This window comes from Streptococcus respiraculi (genome assembly GCF_003595525.1).
In the GTDB taxonomy this organism is placed as follows: Bacteria; Bacillota; Bacilli; order Lactobacillales; family Streptococcaceae; genus Streptococcus; species Streptococcus respiraculi.
Genome location: NZ_CP022680.1, coordinates 1,030,863 through 1,048,929 on the forward strand (window position 1 = coordinate 1,030,863; position 18,067 = coordinate 1,048,929).

16 protein-coding genes and 1 pseudogene are annotated in these 18,067 nt (G+C 42.4%); 13 read left to right on the forward strand and 4 right to left on the reverse strand.

From position 1 onward, the window contains the following. Positions 1 to 93: 93 nt before the first annotated feature. From CHF41_RS05220 to CHF41_RS05240, 5 genes and pseudogenes are all read left to right on the forward strand, one after another. Entirely contained in the window at positions 94 to 1,299 is a 1,206-nt protein-coding gene (locus CHF41_RS05220) for an MFS transporter (RefSeq protein ID WP_119876298.1), read from the forward strand. Between the two features lie 495 nt (positions 1,300 to 1,794). After that, a complete protein-coding gene (locus tag CHF41_RS05225) occupies positions 1,795 to 2,604 on the forward strand; it encodes a Cof-type HAD-IIB family hydrolase (RefSeq protein WP_119876299.1) in 810 nt (269 codons plus the stop codon). After that, entirely contained in the window at positions 2,594 to 3,406 is an 813-nt protein-coding gene (locus CHF41_RS05230; protein ID WP_119876300.1) for a Cof-type HAD-IIB family hydrolase, read from the forward strand. Before CHF41_RS05225 ends, CHF41_RS05230 begins: the two co-directional genes overlap by 11 nt. 1 nt (position 3,407) lies before the next feature. Beyond that, entirely contained in the window at positions 3,408 to 4,778 is a 1,371-nt protein-coding gene (ftsY, locus tag CHF41_RS05235) for a signal recognition particle-docking protein FtsY (protein WP_119876301.1), read from the forward strand. 222 nt (positions 4,779 to 5,000) lie between these two features. Beyond that, a pseudogene (locus tag CHF41_RS05240) lies at positions 5,001 to 6,309 on the forward strand (transposase). Positions 6,310 to 6,461: 152 nt separating this feature from the next. On the opposite strand, the gene zwf reads toward CHF41_RS05240, so the two are convergent. The 4 genes from zwf to CHF41_RS10085 form a co-directional block, all read right to left on the reverse strand. After that, positions 6,462 to 7,946 (reverse strand): glucose-6-phosphate dehydrogenase, encoded by a 1,485-nt coding sequence (zwf, locus tag CHF41_RS05245; protein ID WP_119876302.1) that lies wholly within the window; start codon positions 7,944 to 7,946, stop codon positions 6,462 to 6,464. Between the two features lie 448 nt (positions 7,947 to 8,394). Then, complete coding sequence (locus CHF41_RS05255; protein WP_119876304.1) at positions 8,395 to 9,210, reverse strand: TIGR03943 family putative permease subunit; 816 nt, start codon at positions 9,208 to 9,210, stop codon at positions 8,395 to 8,397. Position 9,211: 1 nt separating this feature from the next. Further along, on the reverse strand, positions 9,212 to 10,114 hold the full coding sequence (locus CHF41_RS05260; protein ID WP_119876305.1) for a permease: 903 nt from the start codon (positions 10,112 to 10,114) through the stop codon (positions 9,212 to 9,214). 8 nt (positions 10,115 to 10,122) lie between these two features. After that, entirely contained in the window at positions 10,123 to 10,263 is a 141-nt protein-coding gene (locus CHF41_RS10085; RefSeq protein WP_162911921.1) for an SPJ_0845 family protein, read from the reverse strand. 137 nt (positions 10,264 to 10,400) lie between these two features. Between CHF41_RS10085 and ligA the strand changes: the two genes are divergently transcribed. From ligA to CHF41_RS05300, 8 genes are all read left to right on the forward strand, one after another. After that, entirely contained in the window at positions 10,401 to 12,359 is a 1,959-nt protein-coding gene (gene ligA / locus CHF41_RS05265) for an NAD-dependent DNA ligase LigA (protein ID WP_119876306.1), read from the forward strand. A gap of 8 nt (positions 12,360 to 12,367) precedes the next feature. Beyond that, entirely contained in the window at positions 12,368 to 13,399 is a 1,032-nt protein-coding gene (locus CHF41_RS05270) for a diacylglycerol kinase family lipid kinase (RefSeq protein WP_119876307.1), read from the forward strand. Positions 13,400 to 13,540: 141 nt separating this feature from the next. Further along, positions 13,541 to 13,744, forward strand: coding sequence for a F0F1 ATP synthase subunit C (locus CHF41_RS05275; RefSeq protein ID WP_067089042.1), 204 nt, complete (start codon positions 13,541 to 13,543; stop codon positions 13,742 to 13,744). 36 nt (positions 13,745 to 13,780) lie between these two features. Next, entirely contained in the window at positions 13,781 to 14,497 is a 717-nt protein-coding gene (atpB, locus tag CHF41_RS05280) for a F0F1 ATP synthase subunit A (RefSeq protein ID WP_119876308.1), read from the forward strand. Between the two features lie 17 nt (positions 14,498 to 14,514). Then, on the forward strand, positions 14,515 to 15,018 hold the full coding sequence (gene atpF, locus CHF41_RS05285; protein ID WP_119876309.1) for a F0F1 ATP synthase subunit B: 504 nt from the start codon (positions 14,515 to 14,517) through the stop codon (positions 15,016 to 15,018). Continuing rightward, positions 15,018 to 15,551 carry a F0F1 ATP synthase subunit delta gene (locus CHF41_RS05290; RefSeq protein ID WP_119876310.1) on the forward strand — a complete coding sequence of 178 codons (534 nt, stop codon included), beginning with the start codon at positions 15,018 to 15,020 and terminating at the stop codon, positions 15,549 to 15,551. The genes atpF and CHF41_RS05290 overlap by 1 nt, the downstream gene beginning before the upstream one ends. Positions 15,552 to 15,572: 21 nt before the next feature. Continuing rightward, positions 15,573 to 17,078 carry a F0F1 ATP synthase subunit alpha gene (atpA, locus tag CHF41_RS05295; protein ID WP_119876311.1) on the forward strand — a complete coding sequence of 502 codons (1,506 nt, stop codon included), beginning with the start codon at positions 15,573 to 15,575 and terminating at the stop codon, positions 17,076 to 17,078. A 12-nt stretch (positions 17,079 to 17,090) separates the two neighbouring features. Continuing rightward, positions 17,091 to 17,966 (forward strand): F0F1 ATP synthase subunit gamma, encoded by an 876-nt coding sequence (locus CHF41_RS05300; RefSeq protein WP_119876312.1) that lies wholly within the window; start codon positions 17,091 to 17,093, stop codon positions 17,964 to 17,966. Positions 17,967 to 18,067: the final 101 nt, after the last annotated feature.

Below are 18,067 nucleotides of genomic sequence, written 5' to 3' on the forward strand. Positions count from 1 at the left end.
TACAAATGAATAATTAGGCAAAACGATTGTAATTAGGATTGTTTCAAAAATTAATAATTAAAAATATTTATAGGTTAAAGAGGAAATTTTAATATGAAAGGACGCCATAACTTATTATTTATTGTTGCAAGTAAATGTATATCTAAGATTGGAGATATCATGTTTGATTTTGCCAATAATACCTTTCTTGCTGGTCTTAATCCAACATCTCTATCAATGGTTGCAATTTATCAATCATTAGAAAGTATGATAGGTGTTCTATTTAATTTATTTGGTGGAGTTATTGCAGATAGTTTCAAGCGGAAAAAAATTATTATTACTACAAATATCTTATGTGGTATTGCTTGCATAACTCTTTCATTCATATCTCAAGAACAGTGGCTGGTTTATGCCATTGTATTAACGAATATCATCTTGGCATTTATGAGTGCCTTTTCTGGACCATCCTATAAGGCTTTTACTAAGGAAATTGTAAAGAAAGATCATATTGCCCAATTAAATTCACTACTTGAAACAACAAGTACTATAATTAAAGTAACAATACCTATGGTAGCAATTTTCTTATATAATATACTAGGCATACATGGTGTATTATTATTGGACGGATTATCATTTCTAATTGCTGCGTTACTGATTTTCTTTATTGTACCTGTTAATGAAGAAATAGTCACAAAGGAGAAAGTGACAATAAGTGGGGTCTTTAATGACTTAAAAGTAGGCTTCAAGTATGTTTATAGCCATAAGTCAATCTTTATTATTATAGTTCTTTCTGCCCTCGTTAATTTTTTTCTAGCAGCTTATAATTTATTGTTGCCTTATAGCAATCAAATGTTTGGAGAAATTTCATCTGGACTTTATGGAACATTTCTAACAGCGGAAGCAATCGGTGGATTTATTGGAGCGATATTAAGTGGTTTTGTGAATAAAGAGTTATCAAGTAAGAGATTAATGTTATTTTTATCGTTATCAGGGCTAATGTTAATGCTTGCTACACCATTCTATATTATGTTTCGTAATGTAATTATTTTAGCTTTTTCTCCAGCATTATTTAGTTTATTTCTCTCTATCTTTAACATCCAGTTTTTCTCTATTGTCCAGAGAGATGTTGATAGTGAGTTTTTAGGAAGAGTATTTGGTATTATCTTTACAGTAGCTATTCTTTTTATGCCCGTCGGGACTGGCTTTTTCTCAGTGGTATTAAATCCTAGCAATACCTTTAATCTTTTTATTATTGGTGTGTGTATTACTATGTTATCATTAGTAGTTGGAATATTATTTAAAAAGTATAATGTAAATTAACGCTTTAGATTTCTTTCTAGAGTAGGCAGATATTTTTAAGCAACTAGCTATTATAGGCGTCCATAATCCATAACAAGTTATTTATACGCCTGCCCTATTTCTTTAGGTAACGCCATAACTGGAGGCTTCCCTTATGATCAAACAACCGATTGTCCATTTAGAACCGCTACTAGCCTTACGAAAATTCCAGAAAAAATGAGGATGAGGTAAAGGACTCACTCATGAAAAAGGGAACTTGTAATCAAGAGTTATGGCGAATCAGTGTTGAAAAGGTGGATATAAAAGAGTGCAATAACCTTCAAAAATGGAGTTCAGACTGTTTTATAAAAAGGAAGGGTGTGTCAAAAGGATACGCCTTTTTTGTTTATCTGTGATATAATAAAAGAAGATATTTTGGGATACTTTGCATACCCTTCTGGGATTTCGCGTCCTCTTGAAAGGAAAAGATTTGAAAAGATGTTCTCGATTTCACGATACAAGGAGGTCTACATATAGATGATAAAGAAAATAATTGCAACCGATATGGATGGGACATTCCTCAGAGAAGACCATCAGTTCAACCGAGAACGTTTTTGCAAGATTTTGAATCAATTTCATGAAAAAGGTTATCTATTTGCGGCAGCAAGTGGGCGGTCGTTACTGAGTTTACAAGATGTCTTTCAAGGCTTTGAAGACGAGATGGCTTTTATCGCTGAAAATGGCTCCTTTGTATCCTATAAGGGAGAGGTTATTTTTGAAGATCAGCCGATTGCTCCTGAGGTCTATATGGATATTGTTCGCAAGGTAGAAGAAGGTCCATACGGTAGCAGTAGCTTTGTTGTCTTGTCAGGACGTAATGGTGCCTATTTATTAACGAGCGCAGAGCAATCCTATATTGATATGATTTCGCAGTTTTATTTGAATACCTACTTGGTGTCGGACTTTTCTGAAGTGACAGAAGATATTGTCAAAGTCATTGCAACTTTTCCAGATGGGAAGTTAGAAGCTGGTCAGGAGTGGTTGAATGAGCAATTTGATAGTGTGACTGCTGTGACAACCGGATTTGAATCAGTAGATATCATCTTATCAGACAGCCATAAGGCAGTAGGTTTGTATCATTTGTGCGAGCATTTTGGCGTGGATGTTGAGAATGTTGTCGCCTTTGGCGACAATCAAAATGACTTGGAAATGCTTGATTTTGCAGGAACTGCTCTTGCGACAAGCAATGCCAAGCCAGAAGTTAAAGCAGTAGCAGATGCAGTCATCGGTCACTGTAATGATGAAGCGGTTTTGGCGTATATGGAGGAAATGCTAAATGAGTATTAAATTGATTGCCCTTGACTTGGACGGGACTTTGCTGACATCTGACAAGCGGATTTCAGCAGAAAATAAAAAAGCACTTCAAGCAGCGCGCGATAAGGGAGTTTATGTCGTTTTGACGACAGGACGTCCCTTAAAAGCAATTGAACAGTTCCTAGAGGAGTTGGACTTGCTTGGAGAAGGTCAGTATTCTATTACCTTTAATGGTGGACTCGTCCAAGAAAACACTGGTCGTATCTTAGAACAAACAGGCTTTTCCGTAGACGATGTTCGGGCGATTCGTGAGGTGACCAATCAACTTGAATTGCCGCTTGATGCGATTCATGAGGGAGACGTCTATTCCTTAGATGCCGCTCATGAATCGCTATATTCAAGCTGCAATCCGCTGTTACACATTATTCCAACGACAGATGCTAGTCTACCAGAGGGATTGACTTACAATAAAGCCGTGACCGCGATTGATGCTAGCTTTTTGGATCAACAGATTGCTAAATTGCCGGCAGCTTTATATGATCGATTTGAGATTTTTAAATCGCGGGATATTCTCTTAGAATGGAGCCCTAAGGGCGTTCATAAAGCTAATGGGCTTGCCAAATTGATTCAGCACTTGGGAATTGATCAGTCGGAAGTCATGGCCTGTGGTGATGAAGAAAATGATTTGAGCATGGTTAAATGGGCTGGTCTAGGTGTTGCGATGGCAAATGCAAGTTCAACATTAAAAGAAGTTGCCAAGGTGGTCTTGCCATTGACCAATGATGAGCATGGAATCGCTTGGGCGATTGAACAATACGTAGTAAGTGAGGAATAGGATGGGGCTATTTGATCGATTATTTGGACGCAAAGACAAAGAAGAAGTGCCTGTTCTGGACGAAAGTCATGCAGAGCAGGTGGTGGAAGACCAGGTTGAGCTAGAAGAAGAAGTTTCCGTTCTGACAGAGGAGCGCCTTCAAGCACATGAAGAAAGCGGAGATGTAGCTGAAAAGGCAGCAGAGGACATCACTGAAGAGACTGTAACGATAGAAGGCTTTTCTACTGAGGCTGCTGAAGAAGCGGTAGTTGTAGAAGAGGATTCTACTGAAGTTGCTGAAGTAGAATTGGATGCGAAGAAACAGCAAACCTTGGACTTCATGGCGGACTACTATGCAGTCAAGGAAGCGGCTGCCGCGCGTGTAAAAGAATCAAAAGAAAACGGAGAAGCTCCTCAGACCAAACAGGGGCCAGCAGAAGAAGAGCCAGCACCACAGCCAGTAGCTGAGAGCGAGGAAGCAAAATATCAGCGTACTTTGAAAAAAACGCGGACTGGTTTTGGTGCCAAGCTCAATGAATTCTTTGCTAATTTCCGCTCGGTAGATGAGGACTTCTTTGAAGAATTAGAAGAGTTGCTGATTACGAGTGACGTAGGTGTACAAGTGGCTTCTAACTTGACCGAAGAGCTGCGCTACGAAGCTCGCCTAGAAAATGCGAAAAAGCCAGAAGCTTTGCGCCGTTTGATTATTGAAAAGCTAGTTGAGATTTACGAAAAAGACGGTCGATTCAGCGAGCAAATAGCCTTTCAAGATGATTTGACAGTCATGCTCTTTGTCGGGGTTAATGGTGTCGGGAAAACAACTTCTATCGGGAAACTAGCCTATCGTTACAAACAGGCAGGCAAGAAAGTGATGTTAGTTGCAGCAGACACTTTCCGTGCGGGTGCAGTAGCTCAGTTGGTGGAGTGGGGACGTCGAGTGGGCGTACCTGTTGTGACAGGACCTGAGAAATCAGACCCAGCTAGCGTCGTCTTTGACGGTATGGAAAGAGCGATGGCAGAGCAGGTAGATATCCTCATGATTGATACAGCAGGTCGTTTGCAAAATAAGGATAACCTCATGGCAGAGTTAGAAAAGATTGGCCGGATCATCAAGCGTAGTCTTCCTAATGCACCGCATGAGACCCTGTTAGCCCTCGATGCTTCAACTGGTCAAAATGCTCTTGTTCAAGCCAAGGAATTTTCAAAAATCACCCCACTGACAGGTTTAGTCTTGACCAAATTGGACGGGACCGCACGTGGTGGAGTTGTGCTTGCCATTCGCCAAGAATTGGATATTCCGGTGAAGCTCATCGGATTTGGGGAAAAGATTGACGACATCGGTGAATTTAATTCCGAATCCTTTATGCGAGGTTTGTTAGAAGGTTTAGTATAGTCATTTCATTTTTATCTATCTTAACTCGTATTGCTGAGTAGGCAATTCAAATGAAAAGATTACACAAGAAAAATCCAATCAATTGATTGGATTTTTCGGCTCTATAATATCTGTAGTGGGTACGCCCGCCGCAGAGATTATGGAGCCTTTTAGAGTGTAGAAAAAAAGTCCCATATGACCTATAATGAAAAGCGACAAAACTATCATTTTAGAAAGACTCATATGGAACAACTAAATCTTATCACAAATTTTCTCAGAATGAAAGACAAAAATATCACTATCACTAATGAATCCGACATGGGAACTCACTTAGAACTCTACGGTCACTTGGATTATACAGCCCCTAAATGCCCTTCCTGCAAGGGACAAATGGCTAAGTACGATTTCCAGAAAGCCTCTAAAATCCCCTACTTAGAAACTGCTGGCTACCCGCTACTTATCCGCCTTCGAAAGCGTCGTTTCAAGTGCAAGGAATGTGGGAAAATGGCGGTCGCTGAATCTCCTCTTGTTAAGAAGAACCATCAAATATCTGTCGCTGTCAACCAGAAAATCGCACAATTACTCATCGAAAATCAAGCAATGACACATATCGCACACAGACTCTCCATTTCAGCTTCATCTGTAAGTCGAAAGCTAAATGAGTTTAAGTTTGAAACGGAGTGGGGTAAGCTCCCAGAAGTCATGTCCTGGGATGAGTATGCCTTCAAGAAAGGGAAAATGAGCTTTATTGTTCAAGATTTTGACACAAATAACATCATCGCTATCCTTGATGGGCGGACGCAGGCGGTCATCCGAAATCACTTTCTGAGATACCCTAGACAGGTTAGAAACCGCGTCAAAGTCATTACCATGGATATGTTTAGCCCCTACTACAAATTGGCCAGACCCTTCGCTCTCCAATTTCTAAGCTCAGGCTGAAACAGTCTATTCCCAGACTGTTTCACTCCCACATGCCAAAATCGTACTTGATCGTTTCCACATTGTGCAACATCTCAGCCGTGCTATGAATCGTGTCCGCATACAAATCATGAATCAATTCGATAGAAAATCTCTTGAGTATCGAGCCTTGAAACGCTACTGGAAATTGATACAACAGGATAGCCGTAAACTCAGTTATAAGCGGTTCTATCGCCCGACTTTTCGCATGCACTTAACCAACCAGGAGATTGTCGCTAAACTGCTCGGCTATTCTCAAGAACTGAGAGAACACTACGAGCTCTATCAACTACTGCTTTTTCACTTCCAGGAGAAGCAAGCTGACCAGTTTTTTGGACTTATCCAAGACGCTCGGCAGACTGTCGACCCGATTTTCCAGACCGTATTTAATACCTTTTTGAAGGACAAGGAGAAGATTCTCAACGCCATGGAATTGCCTTACTCAAATGCCAAACTTGAGGCGACGAATAATCTCATCAAAGTCATCAAACGCAATGCCTTTGGATTTCGGAACTTTGAAAACTTCAAAAAGCGGATTTTGATTGCCATCAACATCAAAAAAGAGAAGACCAAGCTGATCCTCTCTAGATGTTAGCTGACATCTACCCACTACAGTTGACAAAGAGCCGATTTTTCTTGTGTAATGGATTGAGAAAGGGATAGGACAAGGCAAGGAGTTGCAGATAGAACTGGCGTCCATCAAAGTGACCTAACGATGCCTTAATCTTTATTCAATTGTATATTATGTTACAACAAACCTCGTTCGCGATACCAGACATCTGGTGTCCACACCCATTTACTGCCGTAGCTTTCTAATAGATCAAATGCGGCTTGGGGTCCCATGCTTCCTGCTGGGTAGTAGTGGAGTGGTACTTGGTTGTCCTGCCAGATACGAACCACCTGGTCGATAAATTGCCAGCTGGCCTTGACTTCTTCCCAATGGCTAAAGTTGGTTGAATCTCCGTGTAAAACATCAAAGAAGAGTTTTTCGTAGGCTTCTGGTGAATTGCCAAGAGCAGTCGCATTGTGGCGGAAGTTGAGCTTAGCAGGTGTGAGTGCAAAGTGGGAACCGACTTCTTTTCCGTTGATGGTGAGGGAGAATCCTTCGGTTGGCTGAATGTAAATAGTCAAGATATTCTTTTCGGCGTGCTGCCCAAAGATATCCTGCGCATGCTTAAAGACAATGGTAATCCGAGTTCCTTTTTCCGTCAAGCGTTTACCGGTACGGAAGAAGAATGGTACATCACGAAAGGCATCAGTGTCGACGAAGAAGACTCCACTCGCAAAGGTTTCTGTCTGAGAATTTTCTGCGATATTTGGCTCTTCCAGATAGCCAACATAGTCGTTTCCGTCAATGTGTCCTGCAGTGTATTGTCCTCTGATGAAATTGCGTTTGATTTCTTCTTCTGTCTGCTGTTTCAGATGTTGGAAGACCTTGATTTTCTCTGCTCGTACGTCTGCTTCGTTGAAACTTCTCGGCTTATCCATAGCAAGAAGTGAGAGAACCTGTAGGGCATGATTTTGAATCATGTCTTTTAAGGCACCCGAATGGTCGTAGTACCCCCCACGGTCTTCAACGCCGATCGATTCTGCGAAGTTGATTTGGACAGATTCGATATAATCACGATTCCAAATATGTTCAAAAATAATATTGGCAAACCGCACGGCAAAGATATTTTGCACCATTTCTTTACCAAGGTAATGGTCGATGCGGTAAATCTGCTCTTCTTCAAAGGTTTCTGACAATTCCTGATTGAGCTTTTCGGCTGTCTTTAAGCTTGTTCCGAATGGTTTTTCGATGATGAGGCGCTCAAAGCCTTTTCCATCAACAATTTGTTCGGATTTCAAGTGTTTGGCAATGGTTCCGAAAAATTCAGGCGCCATTGATAGGAAGAAAACCTTGTTATGCCTAGTTTCGTATTTTACTCCTAATTCTTCCTGCAATTGTTTCAGAGCAATGTAATGTTCGGTATCGTTGACATCGTGGCTCTGGTAGTAAAAATGGCTGGCAAATTCATGCGCCTGACGCGTATTGTCTGGTAAATCTCCGAGCGATTCAATCACGACTTGTTCAAAATATTCCTTGGTCCAAGGGCGACGCGCTGTACCAATCACAGCAAAGTGTTGACCGATATGCCCAGCCTTATACAATCGAAAAAGTGAGGGATAAAGTTTGCGCTTGGCAAGATCCCCGCTCGCTCCAAAAATAGTAAATAATACGTGTGATGACATAGATAAGTTCCAATCTGTAGAATTTAATAGTAGTATATCATAAATTGTCAGAAAATTCACCTCCTACTCGTCAAAAATCGATTGTGCAAGGTTGGAAATAGAACGAGAAAGGCTCGTCTCCACTGAACCACTAGTTTGGACTGATGTTAGCTAAGGATTATTATATAATCCTTATTTCCCACCTTCAACAGTCCCTCGGACTGATGTTAGCTGAGGATTATTTCATAATCCCTATTTCCCACCTTCAACAGTCTCCCAGACTGATGTTAGCTGAGGATTATTATATAATCCCTATTTCCCACCTTCAACAGTCTCCCAGACTGATGTTAGCTGAGGATTATTATATAATCCCTATTTCCCACCTTCAACAGTCTCCCAGACTGTTGAAGCAAGGCGAGTTAATGACGTCAGAGTTTGATTTTTGATGAGTATAAGAGCTGTTTTCTGACTAAAAGACACGGTAGACATAGGGATTTTTTGGTTGTTCAATCTTGTTGTATTCGGTCAATTCAAGCGTTGGAAGAGCTTGTTGGAGGGAATTATGATAGGACAGTTTGATGCGTCCCTTGGCTGAAACCCAGGTATTGTCTGGGAAATGGCTGGTCTGTCCGGTTGAAAGAAGACCGTAGACACCCGAGTCAGCAATGCAGTGGATAATTCCAAAACGAAAGAGAAATTGCTGGTTGGTATTTTCAGGGTCATTGTAGATAAAGCCTACCATTTCAATGGTTTTTCCGACAAATTCATTGGGATAGTCATAGATGGCTTCCATGACTTCCATGTAATTTTCGCTGGTCACGGAGATGGTCTCTTGATCTAGATAGCGCTCCGCGACCTTGCGCATTTCGCTTTGATAGCTCGACTTGGTGAAGTAGGCCGAGGTGTCTGGTTTCAAGTATTGGACAGTGGTACCTTCTTGTTCTTGAATTTCTGTATCCGTTCCTGCCGCAAGTGGGAAATGGTAGCCTTTAGCAGCAACTGTTGTGGAGTCCAGATGTACCGTTGGAAAGCCCCATGCCACAATCAAGGGAATCAAGAGAAGGGCGATACTGCTCAACTTGGCTACCTTGGTCGACAAATGGCTATGGGTCTCCAATTGTTTGACCCATATATAGAGTTGAATCAAGGCCAAAATAAAGGTCAGAACCATAGAGAGATAGGCCAGATAAGAATAGTGGAGATTGATGTACTGGTCAAGTTTTCCTGAGATGTAGAGATAGAGAGTCATTTCAAAATAACCCGCTAAAATTAAGAAACGAATCATACTAGAGACCTCCTAGCGCGAGACAATACAGGGCGATGACGACAGAGATAATACCTGTAAATTGTAGGATAAAACTGGTCTTAAAGGAATGCTTCATCATGATAAGATTTTTAATATCAATCATGGGACCAATCACAAGAAAAGCCATGATTGGTGCAAAGCCAAAGGTTGTCAGTAAAGACGCCCCGATAAAGGCATCGGCTTCTGAGCAGAGCGAGAGCAAAAAGGCAAGTAGCATCATCAAGAGGATTGCTGTAAAGGGATTGTGCCCGATACGGGTCAAGATGCTAGTTGGAATGTAGACCTGAACAAAGCTAGCAAATAGGCTTCCAAAGACTAGATAGCGCCCCGTATCAAAAAATTCATCGATACTTTGTATCAAGGCCTGCCCTACTTTTTTCCAACCACTCAAATGAGAAAAATCATGCGTATGTAAGGGTGTAGCCTGCTCTTTTAAAATAGAACCTGTCTGGATAAAACCTAGGAAAATTCCCAACACAAGTGCGACTAGAATAGAGCCCAGCGCACGGTAAAATGCGAATTTGACAGAATTTCCAAAGGCGGTAAAGGTCGCAAAAAGGACGATGGGATTGATGACAGGAGCCGTAGCGAGAAAGGGAATGGCCGTATAAGTCGGCACTTTCTTCTCCAATAGCCGATTCACAATCGGGACAATCCCGCATTCGCAGGAAGGGAAAATAAAGCCAATGAAGGTTCCAAATAGGATGCGCAAAAAGCGATTTTGGGGCAGAGCCTGATGTACACGGTCTGGCGTGACATAGACTTCGATAAAGCCTGAAATCAGTGAACCAATCAGCACAAAGGGCAGGGCCTCAATGATAATAGAAAGAAAAATCGCTCCTGCTTGTAAGACAGAAGCTGGTAAGTTTTGTAATCCTAACATGGCACACCCTACTTTTCTGAGTTTACTTTCTCAGGAGTTTCTTTTTTTGCCTTTGGATCCGGAAATTCAACGTTTTCGAGCGCATCAAAAGAAGCAAATTCTTCCAACATTTTTTCTAAATCATCTTTGCGTTTGTATGTAACAGCCATAAGGCACCTCCGTATCATGTATCAATATCTCTATTATACTCTTTCTTTGGAAAAAAAGCAGAAATCAGCCATTTTCAGTCAGAGAAAAACAAGAGTTTCTACCTTCGTTCTCGTGAAAATCATGATATAATAAGGATATGAAAGATAGAATGAATGAACTAGTAGAACAGCTCAATCAATATGCGGATGCTTATTACCGTTTGGACCGCCCACTGGTCTCAGATCCGGAATATGACAAGCTCTACCGCGAGTTGGTGGAGCTAGAAACTGCGCACCCTGATTTAGTCTTACCCAATAGTCCCAGTCACCGTGTCGGCGGGAAGGTCTTGGACGGCTTTAGCAAGTACCAGCATGAGTACCCCTTATACAGCTTGCAGGACGCTTTTTCTTTTGAAGAATTAGAAGCCTTTGACCGCCGTGTTCGCAAGGAATTTCCCCATGTGACCTACATTTGTGAACTAAAGATTGACGGTCTATCGATTTCTCTGATCTATGAAGCAGGTCAGTTGGTCGTAGGAGCAACCCGTGGTGACGGCAGTATCGGTGAAAATATTACAGAAAACCTCAAGCGGGTTCAGGATATTCCGCTGACCCTTCCTGAAGCCATTGATATTACGGTTCGCGGTGAATGCTATATGCCAAGGGCCTCCTTTGATCGAGTCAATCAAATTCGTCAGGAAGCAGGTGAGGTCGAATTTGCCAATCCACGAAATGCGGCAGCAGGGACCTTACGCCAGCTGGACACACGGATTGTTGCTAAACGTGGTCTTGCGACCTTTTTATATCAAGAAGCTAGTCCGACAGAAGCAGATAGTCAGTCCCATGTTCTTGATAAATTGACCAAGCTAGGCTTTGTGACCAATCACGATTACCATTTGGCAGACACGATTGAAGATGTCTGGAACTTTATTGAAGATTTGGCAGGTCGTAGGCAGAATTTGCCCTATGACATTGACGGTGTAGTAATTAAGGTCAACAATCTGGCAGTTCAAGAAGAGCTTGGTTTTACTGTTAAGGCACCGCGTTGGGCCATTGCCTATAAATTCCCAGCAGAGGAAAAAGAAGCAGAAATTCTATCTGTCGATTGGACAGTCGGTCGGACAGGAGTGGTGACCCCGACAGCTAATCTAACACCTGTTCAGCTTGCAGGAACAACGGTGAGCCGTGCAACCTTGCACAATGTCGACTACATTGCTGAAAAAGATATTCGCCTGCATGATACAGTCATCGTCTACAAGGCAGGAGATATTATCCCAGCGGTTTTATCGGTTGTGGAAGCTAAGCGCAATCATCAAGAACCTTTGGTAATTCCGACAAGATGTCCAAGCTGTGATAGTCCATTACGCCATTATGAGGATGAGGTAGCCCTGCGCTGTATCAATCCTCTCTGTTCTGCTCAGCTAAAGAGCAAGTTAGAGCATTTTGCTAGCCGTGATGCCATGAATATTGCAGGGCTTGGTAGTTCGATTGTCGAAAAACTCTTTTCAGCTAATCTCGTCCACGATGTGGCAGATATCTATCGTTTGTCAGTTGAGGATTTGTTGACCTTGGAAGGGGTCAAAGAAAAATCTGCCACCAAGCTTTATCAGGCCATTCAAGACTCCAAAAACAACTCCGCTGAACGTCTCTTGTTTGGCTTAGGGATTCGTCATGTCGGTAGCAAGGCTAGTAAGATTGTCCTTGAGAAATTCATGACCATTCCAGGTCTTGCTGAGGCTAGTCTTGAGGAGATTGCCTCTCTGGACGGTCTTGGTACGGTGATTGCAGAATCCTTGACGACCTATTTTGGAAGCGAGGGCGCTAAAATGCTAGTAGCAGAACTAGAAGCCTCAGGAGTCAATCTTTCTTACCTAGGTCAGGTGGCTTCCGCAGACGCCCTACTATCAGGTATGACCATTGTATTGACAGGGAAATTAGAGCGTCTCAAGCGGAGCGAGGCCAAGGCTAAGCTTGAGAATTTGGGAGCCAATGTAGCAGGTTCAGTCTCGAAAAAAACAGATCTTGTCGTTGCAGGAAGTGATGCAGGAAGCAAGTTAGAGAAGGCCCAGACCTTGGGCATTGAAGTACGAGATGAGGCTTGGCTAGAAAGTCTATAGGTGCATGTATGGAACAAAGAAAACGAGCGCGATTGATTTACAATCCTGTTTCTGGACAGGAAATCATGAAGAAAAATGTAGCAGAAGTCTTACAGATCTTAGAAGGTTTTGGGTATGAAACTTCTGCCTTTCAAACGAGTCCTGAAAAAGATTCTGCGAAAAATGAAGCAACCAGAGCAGCCGGGGCAGGTTTTGACTTGATTATTGCAGCAGGTGGCGACGGGACTATTAACGAAGTGGTCAATGGTCTTGCCTTTCTCCCCAAGCGCCCGCAAATGGCGATTATCCCAACTGGAACGACCAATGATTATGCTCGGGCTTTGAAGATTCCACGGGGGAATCCGATTGAAGCCGCCAAGGTGATTGGCAAAGGGCAGACGATTCTCATGGACATTGGTCTGGCGAAAAATGAAGCGGTCGGAGATAACTATTTCATCAATATTGCCGCAGCTGGAACCTTGACAGAATTGACCTATAGTGTTCCGAGCCAGCTCAAGACAATTTTTGGCTATCTTGCCTACGTGGTCAAGGGGGCGGAATTATTGCCACAAGTCCAGTTTACACCCGTTCGTGTAACCCATGATGAGGGGGTTTTTGAAGGGAAAATCTCCATGATTTTCGTTGCTTTGACCAATTCCATTGGTGGGTTTGAGCAAATTGTTCCAGATGCCAAGCTAGATGATGGCATGTTTACATTAATCATGGTTAAGACCGGAAATCTCTTTGAAATTCTGCATTTGATTCGCTTGGTGATTGACGGTGGGAAGCATGTTGATAGCGATAAGATTGAGTATATCAAGACACGCCAGCTCACGGTTGAATCCCTAGACAGCAACAATCGGATGATGTTGAATCTGGATGGTGAGTACGGCGGCGATGCTCCGGTTAAGCTGCTCAACCTTGCTAACCATATCGAATTTTTCGCAGATACTGATAAGGTAGCGGATGAGGCCATTACACTTGATACGGAAGATATGAGCCGCGAAGATATGGCCAAACGCTTTATCGAAGAAGCAGACCATTTGGAAGAGACAATATAAATAGGAAGAAAAGATATCTTGTCTTTTCTTTTTTCTACGCACCCTTTTTAGAAAACGCTTTCAAACACTGTCTTTTCTTGACAAAAGCATTTTTTAGGAGTATGCTATCATGGTATAAAAATTTTAAAGGAGAATTTCAAAATGGATGTATCTGCATTAGCTTTAGGTGTTGCCTGTTTAGGTGTTAGTGTTGGTGAGGGATTACTGGTTGCAAGCTACCTTAGCTCAACAGCACGTCAACCTGAACTACAAAGCAAACTAATGACAGGGGTATTCATGGGCGTTGCCTTCATCGAAGGTACTTTCTTCGTAACTCTTGCGATGACATTGTTCTTGCGTGGATAAGGAATGCCTCAGAATCATTAGAAAGGGGGAGTAATCGTGGAAGGAACCGCAGCTCCAACTATTACTCTAGGTCCTGTAACCTTTGATGTAACCATGGTCATTGTCACAATGGTTACCATTACCATTATATTTTTACTTGTATTTTGGGCAAGTCGCAGAATGACATTGAAGCCAAAAGGAAAGCAAAATGTTTTGGAATATGTCTATGAGCTTACCATGAACTTTACCAAGGGAAATTTGGGTGATGAAGAGTCAAAAAGATACGCTCTTTATTTCTTTGTTCTGTTCCTATTCCTCTTGGTGGCCAATAACCTCGGCTTGATGACCAAGTTAGAGTCGTCAGAAGGTGTAAACTTCTGGACATCGCCTACTTCTAATATGGCCTACGACTTCGGGCTGGCCATTATGGCGGTTGTGTTCTGTCACGTAGAAGGCATTCGTCGCCAAGGATTGAAAAATTACTTAAAAGCATTTGTCACTCCTTGGGCCATGGCTCCGATGAATATTTTAGAAGAAGTGACCAACGTAGCTTCTCTTGCACTTCGTTTGTACGGAAATATCTTTGCCGGTGAAATTCTGGTCACCTTGTTGGTACAGATGTCGCAAAAAAGTGCATTTGCTTATCCCATCGCCTTCCTACTAAATGTCATCTGGACTGGTTTTTCAGTCTTTATTTCCTGCTTGCAAGCCTATGTGTTTGTCATGCTGGTTTCGATGTATTTGAACAAAAAAATTCAAGGTGAAGGTGAATAGGAAAGGATTAGGTATTCATGATTACAGGACAAAGTATAAACAGTACCATGCTTGGTAATTTTATTCTAGTAACGGCTTCGTTTGCCGTATTGATTGTGGCAATTCGCCTCTTTGCTTGGGATAAGATTACAGGTATTTTTGAAGAACGTGCTGCAAAAATTTCAAGTGACATTGACGCTGCTGAAGAAAAATTAGCAGAAGCCTCAAGCCTTGTTGACCAAAGAGAACAAGAGTTGGTACAAGGTCGTGTAGAAGGACAAAAGATTGTTCAAGATGCGGTTGATCGAGCCAAATTAGAGAAAAAACGCATTCTAGAACAAGCTGAAGTAGAAATCGAGGCTTTGAAAAAGAAAGCAGATTTGGAAATTGAAGCTGAGAAGCGTGAAGCTCAAGAGAAATTGCATGTGCAGGTCGCAGATTTAGCTGTTGACTTGGCAGGAAAAATCATCTTGGAAGATTTGGATCAGCAGGCGCATAGCGAGTTGATTAACCGCTATCTCGATAGGCTAGGAGAAGAATAATGAATGCTAGAGAAACTGCCTTAGTGCAAAAATATGCTCAATCATTCGTTGATAAGGTATACGATCGCGAGGATGTCTGGACGATTTATGACCAAATTTCAGCTATTCTCACGGTTATTCATGATAGTAAATTAAATCGGATTCTCTTATCCGCAACGGTTTCTCAGGCTGAAAAGGCAGAATTTGTTCACGCCATTCGTCAATCGACCTACCGCGAAGTCAATGACCTGATTGAAGCTGTAGCTCGAGATGGTCATGCTGATTTGCTCGTTGACACACTACAAGCAGCCTTGGTCTTGATTAGCAAGAGCAAACAAGAGTTTGATGCGCATGTCGTGTCGGTTTATCCATTGACAGGAGAACAAAAAGAAAGAGTGCGTCAGCTAGTGGAGAGCCGTTTTTCATTGAAGGTTCGCAATATTGTAGAAGAAATTGACAAAGAAGTGCTCGGTGGTTTTATCATTACGGTCAATCACAAAGTGCTGGATGCCAGTGTGCGGACGCAATTGAAAGAAATTCGAAATAGACTTTAGAAAATAGAAAGTGGTGTTCTTTTGGTGATTAATGCACAAGAAATTAGCGCTTTACTAAAACAACAAATTGAAGGGTTTCAACCTGATTTTGACTATACAGAGACAGGGGTCGTGACCTATATCGGTGACGGAATCGCGCGTGCCCACGGTCTTGATAATGCCATGAGTGGTGAGCTACTCATCTTTGAAAATGGCACAATCGGAATGGCTCAGAATCTGGAAACAGTGGATGTGGGGATTATTATCTTAGGTCCCTTTACCGATATTCGCGAAGGATCTGTCGTTCGCCGTACAGGAAAAATCATGGAAGTGCCAGTTGGTCAAGCCTTGATTGGTCGCGTGGTCAATCCACTTGGACAACCAGTAGATGGACTCGGTGAAATTCGGACTAGTAAAACAAGACCAATTGAGTATCCTGCACCAGGCGTTATGCAACGGAAATCCGTTAACGAACCTCTTCAAACAGGATTGAAAGCAATTGATGCCCTCGTGCCAATCGGTCGTGGTCAGCGGGAGTTGATCATCGGTGACCGTCAGACAGGGAAAACCTCGATTGCCATTGATACAATCTTGAATCAGAAAGATCAAGACATGATTTGTATCTATGTCGCAATTGGACAGAAAGAATCAACAGTTCGTACCCAAGTAGAAACACTTCGCCAGTATGGCGCGCTTGATTATACAATTGTAGTAACGGCTTCGGCCTCTCAGCCTTCGCCTTTGCTCTTTTTAGCACCATATGCGGGTGTTGCTATGGCAGAAGAATTCATGTATGAAGGCAAGCATGTCTTGATTGTCTACGATGATTTATCAAAACAGGCGGTTGCCTACCGTGAATTATCACTCCTCCTTCGTCGTCCACCAGGACGTGAAGCCTACCCGGGAGATGTCTTCTACCTTCATAGTCGCTTGTTAGAGCGCTCTGCAAAGGTGTCAGACGAATTAGGTGGCGGATCGATTACGGCCCTACCATTTATCGAAACTCAGGCAGGAGATATTTCAGCATATATCGCAACCAATGTGATTTCCATTACTGATGGACAAATTTTCTTGAAAGATGATTTGTTCAACTCAGGGATTCGACCAGCGATTGATGCCGGGTCATCCGTTTCTCGTGTCGGTGGTTCAGCACAAATCAAGGCAATGAAAAAAGTAGCGGGAACGCTTCGGATTGACTTAGCGTCTTACCGTGAATTAGAAGCCTTTACTCAGTTTGGTTCGGACCTTGATGCTGCAACACAGGCGAAATTGAATCGCGGACGTCGGACTGTTGAAGTATTGAAACAGCCGCTTCATAAGCCATTGCCAGTTGAGAAACAGGTCTTGATTCTCTACGCTCTGACAAATGGTTTCTTAGACTCTGTTCCAATCGATGATGTTTTGACCTTTGAAGAAGAGCTCTATGCCTACTTTGACTTGCACCATGATGGTCTTTTGGATACCATTCGGATCACAAAAGACTTGCCAGATACAGATGAATTGAATGCTGCTATTCAGGAATTCAAAGACCAGTCTGTCTTTAAGTAAAGGAGAAGTGTTATGGCAGGTTCTCTCAATGAAATAAAAACAAAGATTGCCTCTACAAAGAAAACCAGTCAGATCACGGGTGCTATGCAAATGGTATCAGCTGCCAAGCTAGCCAAGTCAGAACAGTTAGCTAAATCGTTTCAGATTTATGCTAGCAAGGTACGGAAAATCACGACAGATTTGCTCCGTGGAGAATTGATGGAAGGTTCGACTAATCCAATGTTGATTCGCCGTCCGATTCAAAAATCAGGTTACATCGTGATTACCTCTGATAGTGGTCTAAAAGGTAGCTACAATGCTATGATTCTAAAAGCCGTTATGGAAATGATTGAACAAGATCATGCGAGCAAGGATGAGTATGAAATCATTGCGATTGGTGGCATGGGGGCAGACTTCTTTCGGGCGCGAGGCATTCAGCCAATATTTGAATTGCGCGGTTTAGCGGATAATCCAAGCTTTGATGATGTTCAGAAAATCATCTCCAAATCTGTTGAGATGTACAAGAATGAAATTTTTGACGAGCTATATGTCTGCTACAATCACCATATCAATAGTTTGAGCCGTAAGGTTCGTGTGCAACAGATGCTACCTGTAGAAGACTTGGACCACAATGAGGCAGACGGATATACGGCTACCTTTGAGCTAGAGCCAAGTCGGGAAGCGATTCTGGGGCAACTCTTGACCCAGTATGCGGAGTCTACAATTTACGGTGCGATTTTGGATGCCAAGACGGCTGAAAATGCGGCAGGTATGATTGCCATGCAGACAGCGACAGATAATGCCAAATCGGTCATTGATGATTTGACCATTCGTTACAATCGTGCTCGTCAGGCAGCCATTACGCAAGAAATTACCGAGATTGTAGCAGGAGCAAGTGCTCTTGATTAGACAAGTAGTGGGTAAAAAGCGTCAAACAGAGGCGCAGGTGTTCCAACTTTAGTTGGTTCCAGCTGAGGCTCCCTTTAGGGATAAACATTCCTAGAAGTTCT